Origin of the sequence: Photobacterium lutimaris (genome assembly GCF_003025555.1) — a bacterium.
GTDB lineage: Bacteria > Pseudomonadota > Gammaproteobacteria > Enterobacterales > Vibrionaceae > Photobacterium > Photobacterium lutimaris.
Genome location: NZ_PYMH01000002.1, coordinates 499,114 through 513,935 on the forward strand (window position 1 = coordinate 499,114; position 14,822 = coordinate 513,935).

14 protein-coding genes are annotated in these 14,822 nt (G+C 44.9%); 7 read left to right on the plus strand and 7 right to left on the minus strand.

Features of this window, described 5'->3' with window-relative positions; all coding sequences use genetic code 11:
- Nucleotides 1–11: 11 nt before the first annotated feature.
- Both C9I99_RS07825 and C9I99_RS07830 read right to left on the minus strand, forming a co-directional pair.
- Complete coding sequence (locus C9I99_RS07825; RefSeq protein ID WP_107348290.1) at nucleotides 12–344, minus strand: STAS domain-containing protein; 333 nt, start codon at nucleotides 342–344, stop codon at nucleotides 12–14.
- Entirely contained in the window at nucleotides 296–1,555 is a 1,260-nt protein-coding gene (locus C9I99_RS07830) for a PP2C family protein-serine/threonine phosphatase (protein ID WP_107348291.1), read from the minus strand. Before C9I99_RS07830 ends, C9I99_RS07825 begins: the two co-directional genes overlap by 49 nt.
- 241 nt (nucleotides 1,556–1,796) lie before the next feature.
- Here C9I99_RS07830 and C9I99_RS07835 point away from each other — a divergent pair, with 241 nt between their 5' ends.
- The 3 genes from C9I99_RS07835 (at nucleotide 1,797) to C9I99_RS07850 (ending at nucleotide 5,663) form a co-directional block, all read left to right on the plus strand.
- Complete coding sequence (locus C9I99_RS07835) at nucleotides 1,797–2,726, plus strand: hypothetical protein (RefSeq protein WP_243734354.1); 930 nt, start codon at nucleotides 1,797–1,799, stop codon at nucleotides 2,724–2,726.
- Between the two features lie 530 nt (nucleotides 2,727–3,256).
- Nucleotides 3,257–4,672, plus strand: coding sequence for a DUF3131 domain-containing protein (locus tag C9I99_RS07845; protein ID WP_166645379.1), 1,416 nt, complete (start codon nucleotides 3,257–3,259; stop codon nucleotides 4,670–4,672).
- Nucleotides 4,673–4,868: 196 nt separating this feature from the next.
- On the plus strand, nucleotides 4,869–5,663 hold the full coding sequence (locus C9I99_RS07850; RefSeq protein ID WP_107348293.1) for a family 16 glycosylhydrolase: 795 nt from the start codon (nucleotides 4,869–4,871) through the stop codon (nucleotides 5,661–5,663).
- 34 nt (nucleotides 5,664–5,697) lie between these two features.
- Here the strand turns inward: C9I99_RS07850 and C9I99_RS07855 are convergent, their stop codons facing one another.
- The 3 genes from C9I99_RS07855 to C9I99_RS07865 form a co-directional block, all read right to left on the minus strand.
- Nucleotides 5,698–5,973 carry a hypothetical protein gene (locus C9I99_RS07855; protein WP_107348294.1) on the minus strand — a complete coding sequence of 92 codons (276 nt, stop codon included), beginning with the start codon at nucleotides 5,971–5,973 and terminating at the stop codon, nucleotides 5,698–5,700.
- A gap of 179 nt (nucleotides 5,974–6,152) precedes the next feature.
- Nucleotides 6,153–7,370, minus strand: a complete 1,218-nt coding sequence (locus C9I99_RS07860; RefSeq protein WP_107348295.1) for a NupC/NupG family nucleoside CNT transporter — start codon at nucleotides 7,368–7,370, stop codon at nucleotides 6,153–6,155.
- Between the two features lie 261 nt (nucleotides 7,371–7,631).
- Complete coding sequence (locus C9I99_RS07865) at nucleotides 7,632–8,549, minus strand: LysR family transcriptional regulator (protein WP_107348296.1); 918 nt, start codon at nucleotides 8,547–8,549, stop codon at nucleotides 7,632–7,634.
- A gap of 650 nt (nucleotides 8,550–9,199) precedes the next feature.
- Between C9I99_RS07865 and C9I99_RS07870 the strand changes: the two genes are divergently transcribed.
- From C9I99_RS07870 to pstB, 4 genes are all read left to right on the plus strand, one after another.
- Nucleotides 9,200–10,018, plus strand: coding sequence for a phosphate ABC transporter substrate-binding protein (locus C9I99_RS07870; protein ID WP_107348297.1), 819 nt, complete (start codon nucleotides 9,200–9,202; stop codon nucleotides 10,016–10,018).
- A gap of 106 nt (nucleotides 10,019–10,124) precedes the next feature.
- A complete protein-coding gene (pstC, locus tag C9I99_RS07875) occupies nucleotides 10,125–11,036 on the plus strand; it encodes a phosphate ABC transporter permease subunit PstC (protein ID WP_107348298.1) in 912 nt (303 codons plus the stop codon).
- A 5-nt stretch (nucleotides 11,037–11,041) separates the two neighbouring features.
- Nucleotides 11,042–11,908 carry a phosphate ABC transporter permease PstA gene (pstA, locus tag C9I99_RS07880; RefSeq protein ID WP_107348299.1) on the plus strand — a complete coding sequence of 289 codons (867 nt, stop codon included), beginning with the start codon at nucleotides 11,042–11,044 and terminating at the stop codon, nucleotides 11,906–11,908.
- Nucleotides 11,909–11,926: 18 nt separating this feature from the next.
- Nucleotides 11,927–12,676, plus strand: a complete 750-nt coding sequence (gene pstB / locus C9I99_RS07885) for a phosphate ABC transporter ATP-binding protein PstB (RefSeq protein WP_107348300.1) — start codon at nucleotides 11,927–11,929, stop codon at nucleotides 12,674–12,676.
- Between the two features lie 685 nt (nucleotides 12,677–13,361).
- Here pstB and C9I99_RS07890 read toward each other — a convergent pair.
- Nucleotides 13,362–14,465: an endonuclease/exonuclease/phosphatase family protein gene (locus C9I99_RS07890; protein ID WP_107348301.1), complete on the minus strand. Its 1,104-nt coding sequence runs from the start codon at nucleotides 14,463–14,465 to the stop codon at nucleotides 13,362–13,364.
- A gap of 159 nt (nucleotides 14,466–14,624) precedes the next feature.
- Nucleotides 14,625–14,822 (minus strand): hypothetical protein, encoded by a 198-nt coding sequence (locus tag C9I99_RS07895; protein ID WP_107348302.1) that lies wholly within the window; start codon nucleotides 14,820–14,822, stop codon nucleotides 14,625–14,627.

Sequence of the window (14,822 nt, forward strand, 5' to 3'; positions counted from 1 at the left end):
GCCATACTCCTTCACGCCATGGTTGCAACTGCATCTTCAATAGAATCGTAACTGGTGATCAGCTTATCCATACGGGTGAGTTTCAATAGCTCTTTGACAGCACGTTGCGGGTTAACCACACTGATTTGCTTGCCTCGCAGCATTTTGTAAACTGCCATTACTGAGCCCAAACCACTGCTATCCATAAACCGGACATCTGTTAAGTCGAGTACGAGATGGCTACCAACCTCCTCCGACAGTTTTCCGACCACTTCCCTGAAACTTGGTGCTAACTTCGCATCAAAGCGCTCTTCTTTTATTTGAAGAATTGTGCATTGACCTTGGTTGATAGCTTCATATTGCATAGCTGCTCCCTTTCTGGATTGCCCTTCCATTCAACAACAAGCACGCTGACATCATCATCAAACTGTTCAGCCTGCTGCCAATCTCTTACCCTATTGACTAACAATTCTGTTTGTAATGTGGTTGGCTGTTCATTCAATTGAACCACCGTTTTTCGAAAGCCTTCTTCCGAAAACATCTCACTGCCTTTTTCTGCTTCAGTGATCCCATCGGAATACATCCACACCTTATCGCCCGGATCTAGCTGAATATAAGAGGTTTCATACTCAACGAAATCAAAAGCCCCAACCACAAAGCTTTCCTGGCCAATAAGCTCAGCATCTCCATGCAGAGAATGCAGCCACACCAAAGGCGGATGACCTGCACTAGAAAACGCCATCTTTCCCGTTTTAATATTCAGCACGGCATACACCATGGTGAAATACAGTAAATTGAGATCATCACTGAGATATTGCTCATTCAGGTGCTTTAATACCTCGTGAGGCTGATTTACTCGATAATAAGGCGGCTCTTCAATGGCTGTTTTCACTATCGAGCTATGCCCTGAGCTCACAGCAATACTCTGCTGCACTGAAAAAGATAACAACGCCGATGAAACCCCATGCCCCGCTACATCCAGCAGGTATATCGCCACATGCTCTTCATCCAAATTCATATAACCGAGCATATCCCCACCGATTTGCGCGCTGGGTATAGAAACATAACTCAGCTCAACACCCGACATGGTCTTTTCTGTTGGCAGCAGCCTCTTCAATAACTCACCGGCTGATTCCAAATCTTTTTTCATGGTGGCGTAAGCATTATCTAGAGCATCATTCTTCGTCGTTATTTCATTATGCAATGCCAGCGTTCGAAATCCGGCCTGAATGCGAGCAACCAACTCATCAACATGCGTATCTTTCACGACAAAGTCATCAGCACCGGCATTAATACCACTGACAATAGACTCTTTGTCATCTTTTCCAGACAGCAACATAAAGAACAGGTATCGTCCGTAGTCTGCTGACTTCACCCTTGAGCACAATTCAATGCCATCTATTTCGGGCATCATCCAGTCGCTCAGCACAAACTGAATATCTGGACGATCCTCTAGAACTTGCAAGGCATGCATACCATCACTAGCCGTAATGACGTCAAAACCCCGCTTTGACAAGACTTTCGCCATGAAGATAAGCATGGTTTTGTTATCATCAACCAGTAAGATTTTCTTCATAACGTCACCCGTAAACCATGCCACTCAGGTATGAACACATTGTTGCATAACCATTTTTTTTACGCCAACTGATATGCAATTAATTTTATTTACAACTACATTCTAGTAAGGTTTATTAGACACAACAAAAATTTGTTCTTTTTCTGATACATCTCAGCACACAAGGATGATGGGCTTGCGTTGTTTTAGCTTGATACTTTTACCTCTATGCTTTGCTATACCCTGTGGGGCTGATGAGTATATGAGTGAGACACGCAAGCACGCCCCTGGCCCCTCCTCTCCTTCACTGACACCCTCAAGTCAGATCCCTGTTATAGGAGAAGACGAAGAACCAACAGAAGCGGATTTGATTTGGAAAGGCGTATCCAGTTCATTTCACTTACCCTTTGAGGAGTGGGATGAGAATAAAGACAAATCATTCTTGCATGGTTTAAGTGGTAACCTTAGTTTCGGCTATCCCTTACTGGAAACACCAGCGGCTAATATTCCTGCCAACGCAACCAATGGGCCGGCCAATAACAACATGACCACGACCCTATCACTCAAATACACCCTATTGGGCAACTGGTTTGTCTCCGGCACCCTCTATTACTATTGGGATGGTGAGCAACAACAGCCTTGGAACCCCGACTTCACCTATGCCTTTGGCTACAGTGACTGGCGTCCCTATACCTTCAGTCTGATGTACGCCAATTACGGGGGTAACCGCTTTAAAGCAACGGACGAACAGCCTGTCACCCACTTCAATCAGGGAACATGGTCATTAGGCTGGAAGTTTCCAGTCGTGGAGCCGGTCAAAAGCTGGCTAACGTTTACTGATGAAGGTGCCATTGGCTGTCAAATTGACTTCAATTACACACCTGAGTATTTCGACCTCGCCACCACCTCTTATATGACAGGACACCAAACCCTTAGTCTTGGTTGTAAGTACTCCATTTTTGGCAATTGGTATGTCAACGGTACTGCGTTTTATTACTTTGACAGCGCCCAGAAACAACCATGGAATCCAGATTACACCTATGGCTTTGGCTATTTTGACTGGCGACCGGGAACCATAACTATTCAATACAACAACTACTCGGGAAACCGATGGAATTCCTCTGATCGCGCCGAGGATACCGGACGCTTTAAAGATGGTTCTATCTCTATCGCCTACTCATTCGCCTTTTAAATGACTATGGCGCACCAGCTCTAAGTCCTATCTGCACATGACACTTGGGGCAAATATATGACCGTCTATCGATTTCTAAATGGCATGAAGGACATTCAATATGCCGCCGGTCTTTGCTCATAAACATCAGCAAGGCACCAATTGGACCCAGTACATACCCCAATAGAATACCGGCTATCAAATTGCCTTTTTGATAACCCAAATACGTTGATAGGCAAAAAAATGCCAAATAAAAACAGAACCAAAAAGCAATATCAAATTCCATACTCTCACCGCCGCTCATGAGCTTCTGCATTCTGCTAGCACTATGGCTAACGTTTCCTTACCCCCAATACCCCACAGGTGGCATATAAATTGTAGAACAGGCAGAAATAATACAATGACAGATTCACACATAATTAACTGAACATCATGCAGTTACCTGCGCGATCGCTATCACATTTTTGCTCTGTACTCATAGCAAAGCATCACAACTGATGGATTAAACCGATATAACTTAATAAGCCGTCACGAAAAGGAAAGTTGGGGTAATGCAGAGAGCCACGCCACAGCACAGAAATGCGCTCAGCACATCAACAGTATTGACCGCATTACTGATGCCATTTTCTGTGTTTGCTACTTTCAACACCGACATAGATGAAGCAGAACCCAGCTTTTATGGTGGCCGTAGTGTGACCCATAGCAATAAAGATGTAATGACTAGCGACATACAGTTTCAGCGCCGTGCCATTGCCCCCACTATCACCATGAATGAAACTGAACGCGAAAAGGTTCCCTCTAAGATTGAAGCTGCCTCGCCAACCATGGCGGTCCCCCCAGTTGAACTCGGCCGCAACGAAAAGCTACTCGCCAAAAAGGCCTATTTTTATTTCGAGCAAAACTGGAATGAAGAAACCGGTCTGTTCAATTCAGTACAAAGTTATCATCACAGTACGATGTGGGATGTTGCCAGCGGTATTGCTGCGATTCTGTCCGCAGAAGGCCTTGAACTCATTTCCTCCGAAGAAGCAGACAGTAGGCTCCAGAAAACACTGGCCACACTCCAGGCGTTACCGCTATACGATAACTCTTTGCCCAACCGAGAATACAGTACCCATAGCGCCCAGCCTTCAGGAAAATATAGCTCGACCCCCTCAAATGGAAACGGGTGGTCGGCTTTAGATATTGGCCGGCTACTCATTTGGCTCGAAATTACCCAACGGCATAAACCCGCGTTCAAAGACTCCATTCGGCGCATCTTAGATCATTGGAAATTAGAAAAAGCGGTATCTCAAGGCACATTGTACGGTGAACTCAAAACGTCCAAGACGAAGCATTACCGCCAAGAAGGCCGGTTGGGATACCTACAATATGCTGCCTATGGGTTCGATCTTGCCGGATTCGATGTTTCAACGGCCTATGAGCAACAAGATATAGAACAAATCTTAGTGGATGGGATCCCTCTGTTAGTTGATCAGCGCAACTTACCGTATTTTACCACTGATCCCTATGTTCTAGCTGGTATTGAAATTGGCGCCAAAACACAGTGGTGGAACCAACTCGATGCCTTATATCAGTTACAAAAAAATAAATCCTCACAACAACAAAGCCCGTGGATTTTTGCTGAAGATGCCATGAGCCGTTCGCCTTGGTTTTCCTACAACAATATCTATATTTATGGCAGTGCTTGGCTAAGCATCGCGCCTGGCGGCAAGCCAGTGGAGAACCCCCAAGTTTTTAGCAATAAAGTCGCTTTTGGCTTGAGTGTTTTATTTTATGATGATGACTTCAGTCATCAGCTTGCTGACAAGGTGATAAACAACAGCCTCACACACCGCTCTATCCCTACCGGTATTTATTTAAACGGAGGCCCTAACAGTGCTTACAACATCAACACTAACTCACTCATTTTAAGTGCACTATGGTATAAAAAACGGAATTTTGTCCCACTGATTAAACCGGGCTGATTGCATTCCAGATACAGCATTTCAAACTTTGTCGCATAAAATAAGCATACGTCTCAGATCCAATACAGCTTTGCTGCGATAAGGCAAAGAAATCCTGCTAATTTATATCCACGTGACTTCAAGTTACTTGGAGCCCCCTAAGTCGTTCCTGTTACGTGAACATTGCGCTGGCTCTACATTCTAAGGATCTGTATTTATGTTGTTGCGATCACTCACCCAAACGGCAGGCGTTATCACTATGCTATCGTTTTCACCCCTTGTACTTGCCGGTACCTCTATAGAAGATCCCTATACCGAGCTCAACTCTGAGCTTTGGTGGAAATCCGACGGTTGGAGCAACGGCTTTCCTTTCTTCAACCGTTGGGAAGGTGAAGCAATTAGCTATTCTGCCGATGGGATGACTATAACGTTAAGCTACGCACCGAAGAGTGCAGATGACTTCGAATTTCAATCTGGCGAGTTGAGAAGCCATCAATTTTACGGCTATGGCTGTTATGAAGTGGAAATGAAGCCGAGTGCCGAGCCCGGCGTGATCAGCTCTTTTTTCTTGTTTGCAGGGCCTTATGACAAGCCTGAAGATGGCAATGGCATGCACAACGAAATTGATGTCGAATTTCTGGGTCATAACACCAATCTCATGCAGGTTAACTTCTGGACCAATGATGACCGCTATGCCCGCAGCCATGAGCAGCTTATTTATTTGAATTTCGATGCATCAAAAGACTTCCACCGTTACGGCATCAAATGGACCCAAGGTGCGATCAAATGGTATGTCGATGGCAAACTGGCTTATGGGGTGAAAAACACTCGCCATGATCCAATCCCGTCAGTCGCCGACAGTCGCCTACGGATCATGGCCAATGTATGGGCAACGGATGAGAGAATATCCAATTGGGCGGGAGAATTTAGCAAAGATCCAACGACCTCCGTCACCGCCGAATACAAAAACTTTCGCTTTATCCCTGAACGAAAGTGTTCACTGAGATATTAGCTCTGGCTTGTCCACCTTCCAGCGGTTTTCTTCGCTAAGCACGTTTAATGCGAACCACTTTCATCACTTCAAAACTCAATCCAGCCACAATCTCGGTGGCTGAATAATAGGTCAGATTAACCTTTGCCCCTGCCAGCGAACGATACTTTTTCTTGCGCTTGAATTTGAACGGCACGTCGTAACCATCGAGCATTATGGCGTGCATAATCCAGTCCCCGGTCTCACGTTGGGTATGTGACACCACTTTCTTATCTTCAGAATGAATAAGTTTATTATGTTGATTCAGTAACTTATCAACCTCAGATTTCATCTTATCGCCTCCTTATCACTTGTGAGACAAACATTACCGGATTGACTACATATACTCAATTGGTCCTTAGGTCTTATATTTCAGTTCAAGTGATCATAGTGTGAAGACACGATTGATACATACAAAAACAGAGTGCATTGCACTCTGTTTTCTTTTGTTCGTCTGTTATCTTTGCAGCATTAGAAAGACAAGAAGACACCCGCAATCGTCGCGCTCATCAAGTTAGCCAAGGTCGCTGCAAAAATTGCTTTAAAGCCTAAGCGAGCAATATCAGGGCGTCGGCTAGGTACAACACCACCCAAACCACCCATCAGCATAGCGATTGATGTTAAGTTAGCAAAACCGCACAACGCAAATGTCACAATCGCCTGAGAGTGGCTGCTCAACTGATCTTTCACCGCCATCAAATCGGCAAATGCCACAAATTCATTTACCGCAATTTTCTTACCAATCAAACTCGCGGCAACCGTCGCTTCAGACCATGGCACACCGATCAGCCAAGCAACTGGCGCAAAAAGATAACCGAAAACCAATTCCAAGCTCAGGTTGTCGATACCGGTCCAGTCACCCACGTGGGCCAGACCGCCGTTGATCAGTGCAATCAAACTGATGATAGCCAACAAGCTTGCTCCTACGGCCATCACAATCTGCAAACCGCTCAACGCCCCTTGCGTCGCCGCATCGATAATATTGACGGGCTCATCATCACCTTGGTCATCGGCAGCGCCATCATTGTCGATCGTTTCTGTCTGAGGGACCAGAATTTTAGCCATCATCAACCCCGCAGGTGCGGACATGAAACTGGCTGCGATCAGGTAGCTGATGTCAACCCCTAGGCCGGCGTAACCCACCAAGGTACCACCAGCAACAGAAGCCAAACCACCCACCATAACGGCAAACAGTTCAGAGCGGCTCATTTTAGCCAGATATGGACGAACCACCAGTGGGGCTTCAACAGAGCCAACAAAGATATTTGCAGTTGCAGACATGGATTCAGTGCGGCTAGTGCCAAGAAAGCGTTGCAGCAGACCACCGATACTGCGGATGATAAAGCCCATCACGCCCAAGTAGTACAGCACAGAGATCAATGCAGAGAAGAAGACGATCGTCGGAAGAACGTTAACCGCAAAGATGAAGCCTAGTTTGAATTGAGCCAGTTCACCAAACAGGAATTCAGTGCCTACACGGCCGTAGTCAATAATACCTGAAACAGCCGATGATACGGAGTTGAGGACCTCACGGCCTACAGGCACATATAAAATAAAGCCTGCAAAAACGAGCTGAATGGCAAATGCGCCACCGACAGTACGCCAGTTGATTTCACGACGATTTTCAGAGAATAGAACTGCAACCGCAAAAAGCGTAACAACGCCTAGTGCACTGACCAGATAGCTCATGGTCAAACTCCACAAATTTGTTAGTAAACGATTGCGGAGGCATTCTATTGAGAATTAAAACTGTGACAAGGATCAACTTGTTACACATATTTACACTTTAGATACATTGAGCGGGATTTTGCCTATATAAACGCCAATCAATGCCAATAAGCCATGATTGGTGCGCCTGAGGGATACTATTGTTACCATAGTTGACAATAGTATCCCTCGAATAGCGATAATAAACGAAAACGATACCGTAGCCTCGAGGTCGTTTGGTGATTAAAGCACCTTGTCCCAGTACACCGGCTCACCGATTTTGTCTCGGATGAAACCGAGAAAAGCTTGCACCTTCTTGGGTAAATACTGATAGCGAGGGTAGATTGCGTATAAAGGCATATATTGGGTCAGCTGCCAGTCTGGCATTAAACGGACCAATCGCCCTTCCTGAAACTCTTTATCCAGTAAATAGGTGGCCAGATAGCCAATCCCATGGCCTGACAACGTTGCATCAAGGATCGCATCAGCCGAGTCTACCCGGTAATTACCGGCTACTTTGATATTTTTCTGATCATCATTTTTCTGAAAACTCCATACATTATCTTTACGCTCCCTGCTGTAATAGGTAATGCAATTATGGGTATCGAGATCTTCTGGTTTGTAAGGCACGCCACAGCGCGCAAGATAATCCGGGCTGGCCGCGAGGACAAAATGACAATCTGCCAAATGACGGGCAACAAACCCTTCTGGTGGAGAGTCTGTCATCCCTATCCACAAGTCCAGCTGCTCAGCAATGAGGTCGACCTTGTGATCAAATAAACTCATCTCCACATCCAACTGCGGGTATTGATGATGGAAAGAGGCAAGGTAAGGGGCGATATGATGCCGGGCAAATGACTGGGCGCTGCCTACCCTTAAGATCCCTTGCATACAATCACTACTCTGCAATAGCTCACTTTCTGCTTCGTTCATTTCAGCAACAATGTTGGCACAATGTACAGAAAACCGCTCGCCTGCTTCGGTCAATGCGAAAGAGCGTGTCGTGCGCTGCACCAGTTGCACCCCTAGCCTTTGTTCCAATTGCTGGACCAACTTACTGACTTGGGTACGTGAAATATCAAGCAGCTGTGCTGCCTTAGTGAAGCTGCGCTGGTGGGTCAACGCATTGAACACCACCATCTGTTGGGCTTTTTTAATCATTTTTGTGTGTTTCTGCTATCTCATGGCAATCATTGTATCAGAGGCAATACCAACTATGGGTTTCCCTTTTGGTAAACAGCGACGGTCACAAACCTTTCGCCACCACGTAAATCATGGTGATAAAAACAGCAACTCGCTCAATCAGACACAATTCTCGACGGGAATAAAAAAAATTTCTGATCAAAACTTTCCGATAGTGACAATGTGCAATTTTTATCAACAATGACGGACAGAAATGTAACCGACACATATCTCATTCTCCAGCCAACCAGCCTATATGACAAAACCCCACCAAGAATATAAAACCACAATCAAAAGACTTGGTAGGATAAAATACCGCAAATAATGAGAGATTAATGCAAACATCCAAAGCAAGAGCTTACCTAAGAAAAACACATATACATCAAAGTGCTTTAATTTCACAGGGCTAGGCACTCTCTATGCGATTCTTTTAGACGGAAGAGCTCAAGAAAAAGCATATCCATCAATAAGTAGGATCAAGATCAAATTGGGCACTTATTAAACATTTATGAACAGCGTCATAGAGTGTTCAAAGTACTGAAACATTACTGTCATACTTCTTCCCTAATCTTGGCCTCGTTCATTCAAAACCTATTGGCAATCAGGCCAGATTTTTAAGGATTAGGAAAATGAAAACACAGGTTATTGGTGCTTTAGCCCTAGCAGGTTCAATGGTATTCAACACTGCAGTAGCGAATGAAACTATTTCAGTTGTAGGTTCAAGCTCCGTATCACCAATCATGGAAGTTCTCGGTGAAACCTATGCACAGTCAAACAGCGTGACAATCGAAGTACAGGGCCCAGGCTCTTCAGCGGGTGTTCGTGCTGCACATGATGGTTCTTCTGATCTTGGAATGAGCTCTCGTGAGCTTAAAGATTCAGAGAAAGCTAACAACATTCAAGAAATCGTTATCGCTCGTGACGGTATCGCAGTCGTCGTGCACAACGACAACACGGTTGATGACCTTTCTATCGAAGAAGTTTCTAAAATCTATAAAGGCGAAATCACTAACTGGAACCAAGTTGGTGGCGAAAACAAGCCAATCGTTGTTGCGACTCGTGACACAGCTTCTGGTACTCGTGGTGCTTTCGAAGACATCATGGACCTAAAAATGAAAGTTAACGGTATTTCAGTTTCCGCTATCTCACAGCGTGCACAAGTTGCAAGCGGTAACGGCCAGCTGAAAACGATTGTCGCTAACAACCCATTCGCCATCGGTTATATCTCACTAGGCTCAGTTGATGGTTCTGTTAAGCCGCTTTCTATCGACAACCATGCGCCTTCGGTCGAAGCTATCCAAGCGGGTGAGTACGGTGTACAGCGTCCATTCCTCGTTGTTTACAAAGATGGCCGCCCTTCAACTGCCGCTCTTGACTTCCTTAAGTGGGTAAAAGGCCCTGAAGGCCAGAAGATTGTTGCTGACAACGGCTTCATCGCTGTTAAGTAAGTTATAAGATTAATTTACCGGTCGTCATCAGTTGATGACGACCGGGTTTTTGTTGATTCCTTGGTATTCGGATAAACCTTGTTTAACCAATATCTGGAGTAAGAATATGACCATCGCAAATAATATTGAAAGTTCAGCAAAGGGCTCATCGCTAAAAGCGAAAGATAAAGTCGACTGGCGTGAACTGTTTTTTAAATATCTATTTTTATCGAGTGCTGCACTTGGCATTCTTTCGCTAATTTTGATTGGCTATTTTATCTTCCGTGAAGGTTACGCTGCCTTTGCCGAAGCTGGTGTAGGATCTATCGTTTTAGGTACCAACTGGTTACCACCTGCACTTTACGGTATTGCCCCAATGATCGTGGCATCGGTGGTTTCTACTGCTGGTGCAGTTGTTATCGGTGTGCCAATCGGCGTGCTAACTGCAATTTTCATTTCTGAAGTTGCACCGAAACGCCTTGCAGATATCATTCGTCCGATGATCGAACTACTTGCGGGTATTCCGTCTGTTGTTTACGGTTTCTTCGGCTTAGTTATCATCGTCCCCCTAATTCAAGATGTATTCTCTGTACCAGCGGGTAACACCATCCTAGCAGGTATCATCGTACTTTCGGTGATGATTCTGCCAACCGTTATTACAGTGTCAGAAACATCCATTCGTGCTGTACCGCGTACTTACAAAGAAGGTTCTTACGCACTGGGTGCTTCGCAAATGTTCACAATCTTTAAGCTGCTTGTACCTGCAGCGCGCTCAGGCATCATGACCGGCGTTATCTTGGGTGTTGCCCGTGCACTTGGTGAAACCATGGCGATTATCATGGTCATGGGTAACTCACCGGCCATGCCGAGAGGTATTTTGGACTCAGCCCGTACGCTAACGGCAAACATTGCGATTGAGATGTCATATGCAACTGGCCTCCACGCAAGTGCACTATACGCAACGGGTATCGTTCTTCTGGTGTTCATTATGGTACTAAACGGCGCGCTTCTTTACTTGAACCGTGAGCGTGCGAGGTAATTACGATGGCTCTACAAGGTACAAATACACAAAAGCAGCAGATGAAAGATAAAATTTCACTCGTGCTTATCTGGTCAGCCGCTTCTATCACTGTCGGCTTTCTACTCTGGGTTGTTTGGTACATTCTGAGCAACGGCCTTTCACATGTTGATTGGACGTTCATTTCCAGCAACTACACCACCATCGGCCAAGAATCAGGTATCTGGCCAATGATTGTTTCCACCCTGTATATGGTTGCCGCTTCTATCGGTGTGGCAGCACCACTGGGTATCATGACCGCTATCTACCTCACCGAATACGCAAAGGTTGGTAGCCGTCTAGTAAAAGTGATTCGTTTTTGTACAGAATCACTGGCCGGTATTCCGTCGATTATCTACGGTCTATTCGGTATGACATTCTTCGTTGTCGTAATGGGCTTTGGTTACTCTATCCTGTCAGGTGCCCTGACCCTGAGTATCCTCATCCTACCGGTAATCATCCGTACAACGGAAGAAGCACTAATGGCTGTTCCTCAGACTTACCGTGAAGGTTCATATGGTCTAGGCGCATCTAAGATTTACACCATCTGGAGACTGATTCTACCAAGCGCAATGCCGGGTATTGTTACCTCCATCATCCTCAGTGTAGGTCGTGTTATCGGTGAATCAGCACCGGTCTTCATGACTGCAGGTATGGTTGCCCGTATCCCAGAGAGCATGTTCGACTCTGGCCGTACGCTAACCGTTCACCTGTACAAACTAACGCAGGAGCTATACACGATTCACGAATGGAACCAGGCGTACGCAACAGCCACCATTCTGATCATTATTGTTCTTGTTATTAACTTGCTAACGAAGCTTATCGCTAGCCGATTCAATACTGCGACTTACTAATCTTTGAGGAAGAGAACCATGAATAAATTTAACATTGAAAACCTAGACCTGTACTACGGCGAAAACCAAGCCCTTAAGCAAATTAACCTGCCGATTCCAAACCGTCAGGTCACCGCACTCATTGGTCCGTCAGGCTGTGGTAAATCAACGCTGTTGCGTTGCCTTAACCGTATGAACGACCTAATTGAAGGCGTAAAAATCGAAGGTCACCTTTCGATGGATGGTGAAGATGTGTACGGCAACATCGACGTTTCGCAACTTCGCATCAAAGTCGGCATGGTATTCCAGAAGCCAAACCCGTTCCCGATGAGCATCTACGAGAATATTGCCTACGGCCTTCGTGCTCAGGGGGTTAAAGACAAGAAAATCTTAGACGAAGTGGTTGAGCGCTCACTACGTGGCGCAGCACTCTGGGATGAAGTGAAAGACCGTTTGAAGTCACACGCATTCGGCCTGTCGGGTGGCCAGCAGCAGCGTCTGTGTATTGCCCGAACGATTGCAATGGAGCCAGAAGTGATCCTGATGGACGAACCAACATCAGCACTTGACCCAATTGCCACCAAGAAAATTGAAGATTTGATGGAGACTCTGAAAAAAGACTTCACCATCGTTATCGTTACCCACTCCATGCAGCAGGCACGTCGTATCTCTGACCGTACGGCCTTCTTCCTGATGGGTGAACTGGTTGAGCACGATTCAACTGACGTGCTATTCAGCCAGCCAGCAGATGACCGTACCCGCGGTTATGTCAACGGTGACTTTGGTTAATCTCTTTTAATCACTTCCTCAAATCGTATGCAGAATTTTGACGAATAATAACAGCGATGGTAAATATTGCCCCCTCATGTAGGGGGCCTTTTTTTGTTTAAATACAACCATATAAACGCCGTTACATTTGCTATTTTCAATGTAATGGCGACAGATAATTTTTTACCAATCACTCCCCCCTCCACTAGGCTTGTACAAAAACCTATTCTGCGTATTTCAGTTATAAAAAGAGGGATTCGTTTATAGTTATTTATTCTTCAGTGACTTAAAGCATACTCTCATGCAAACGATCATATCTAGATCAACCAACCCGCCACGTAAAACACATAAAACCCTTTTAATACACGGGGTTAGCTGGCACCCCGATTGTTATCCAAGATCATTTAAATGAAATCCTCTGAAATTTTGATCATTCGTTGAGATTTTCCCTGGTCTTCACTGCAGCATTTTGTAGATTTCCAAATCTCCCCTGCCCCTCTATCCAAGCGGTCTGAGCATGCAATGCATTCCTAATGCAGGTCTCAGAACTACGTAAAAGCAAAACTGAAAAACTTTTTGATCGAAAAGCGCGCGGGAGGGGAGGAAGAGTGCGGATTCCGTGAGAAATATTTCTACGCCGTGGCCTGCTATAGGTAACAAAAAAGGGTAAGAGAACAACTCTTACCCTTTTTAGGCGACCTAGCTTTTACGGTACTGTCACTGTCACAACTACTGGGCAATGATCACTTGCTTTTGGCCTATCCCATCCTATGCGTGGGAACCTCACCACATCATCAGTATTAGGCACTCTTAATGGCATACCATTACGTATAATCTCAGGTTGTACATCGTGGTTAGCATTCGCGATTGCAGGTGATACAAGAATATAATCCAGCTGAGATTTTGTTTTTCCCCAACTATAATAGTGAGTCCATCGTTGCATCGGCTCGAGTCTAGATACTAGGTTTACTGCAAACCCGCCATCTAATAGAGGATCTAAACCAGAACTTTCTTCAGTAACTAAGTATTCAGAACCATCGGCTCTAACTTTTACTTGCTCTCTATAATCATTTAAGTCGCCAATTACAATCCAGTTAGCTTTTTCAGGATTATCAAATTTACTTTCAATCAAATGTCGAACGGCTAGAGCTTCAAGAGTACGCTCACCTATAGTCTTATCACGTCCACCTCCCATAGACTTAAAATGACAGACAAAAACCGTCAACTCTTTACCATCTTTACGAACCTCGAGTTCAAGACAATCTCGGTTGAAAATACGCTCCCTTTTATTCATTTCTTTTTTTGCTACTGGAAATTTATTTATAAGTTCATCTCTATGTTCTTTACTACCCAGGTCTGCTCTCGTCATATAGGCATGTGACCTTGAATAAATCGGGAATTTGGCTGTTGCCATCGCAGCAACATCTATCCCTCTTCTGTCATTTCCTTCATGCAAAACAACTTGTTTATAATCATTTCCTTGAGTTTTATTTAAATACAAGTCACGGAATTTAAGTAGCGCATCAATACTGTCAACTTCTTGCAAACATAGTAAATCGGCGTCAGCTTCTTTGATAGCAAGTGCGGTGTGTTGGCGTTTATCATCTTCCTGAGAAAGGAATGCTGCTCGTAATGTCTGTTTGAAATCTTCAAACTCAGTAAGATCATTACTCCTAAAATCAGTTAGATAATTAACAATTGGTGGTAGATAACGCTGGGAGCGCTCTGCATCTTGACTATTACCAAAGGCAGAAAAATCAAAGCGATTAAAAATATTTTCTAGGTTGTAGTTCGCAATACGTATTCTCACAATTGCCTCCTATGCATTCAATTTGATGTGGCATAAACGTATTACTTGGTAGTCAGCCGCTCTACCGAAAACAACAAATAGGCTATATGCAAAGCAAACATAGTCCAACATTACCGTACTACAAACCATGCAAACTTAATTTTTGAGCCACTTAACATTTCAGACTAAATTGTGTAGCCCCTCAGAACTCCCGCCCTTCACATCAGCTTTGGCGTTCTGGATGATTTCATCCACCACGGCATTGGCGATGGCTTCGGCCATGCTCCCAGCTTGGGTAAACTCCCCTTCAGTGACGAAGCCTTTGGCCTGAAGCTCTGTGATGATTCGTTGCTTGAGTGAGGTTTTACTGAGTGCCAT

What these genes read in the sequence shown, in the direction of transcription:
- C9I99_RS07825 (WP_107348290.1), bottom strand. Translation starts at nt 344, where the DNA reads ATGCAATATGAAGCTATCAACCAAGGTCAATGCACAATTCTTCAAATA.
- C9I99_RS07830 (WP_107348291.1), bottom strand. Translation starts at nt 1,555, where the DNA reads ATGAAGAAAATCTTACTGGTTGATGATAACAAAACCATGCTTATCTTC.
- C9I99_RS07835 (WP_243734354.1), top strand. Translation starts at nt 1,797, where the DNA reads ATGAGTGAGACACGCAAGCACGCCCCTGGCCCCTCCTCTCCTTCACTG.
- C9I99_RS07845 (WP_166645379.1), top strand. Translation starts at nt 3,257, where the DNA reads ATGCAGAGAGCCACGCCACAGCACAGAAATGCGCTCAGCACATCAACA.
- C9I99_RS07850 (WP_107348293.1), top strand. Translation starts at nt 4,869, where the DNA reads ATGTTGTTGCGATCACTCACCCAAACGGCAGGCGTTATCACTATGCTA.
- C9I99_RS07855 (WP_107348294.1), bottom strand. Translation starts at nt 5,973, where the DNA reads ATGAAATCTGAGGTTGATAAGTTACTGAATCAACATAATAAACTTATT.
- C9I99_RS07860 (WP_107348295.1), bottom strand. Translation starts at nt 7,370, where the DNA reads ATGAGCTATCTGGTCAGTGCACTAGGCGTTGTTACGCTTTTTGCGGTT.
- C9I99_RS07865 (WP_107348296.1), bottom strand. Translation starts at nt 8,549, where the DNA reads ATGATTAAAAAAGCCCAACAGATGGTGGTGTTCAATGCGTTGACCCAC.
- C9I99_RS07870 (WP_107348297.1), top strand. Translation starts at nt 9,200, where the DNA reads ATGAAAACACAGGTTATTGGTGCTTTAGCCCTAGCAGGTTCAATGGTA.
- pstC (WP_107348298.1), top strand. Translation starts at nt 10,125, where the DNA reads ATGACCATCGCAAATAATATTGAAAGTTCAGCAAAGGGCTCATCGCTA.
- pstA (WP_107348299.1), top strand. Translation starts at nt 11,042, where the DNA reads ATGGCTCTACAAGGTACAAATACACAAAAGCAGCAGATGAAAGATAAA.
- pstB (WP_107348300.1), top strand. Translation starts at nt 11,927, where the DNA reads ATGAATAAATTTAACATTGAAAACCTAGACCTGTACTACGGCGAAAAC.
- C9I99_RS07895 (WP_107348302.1), bottom strand. Translation starts at nt 14,822, where the DNA reads ATGGCACTCAGTAAAACCTCACTCAAGCAACGAATCATCACAGAGCTT.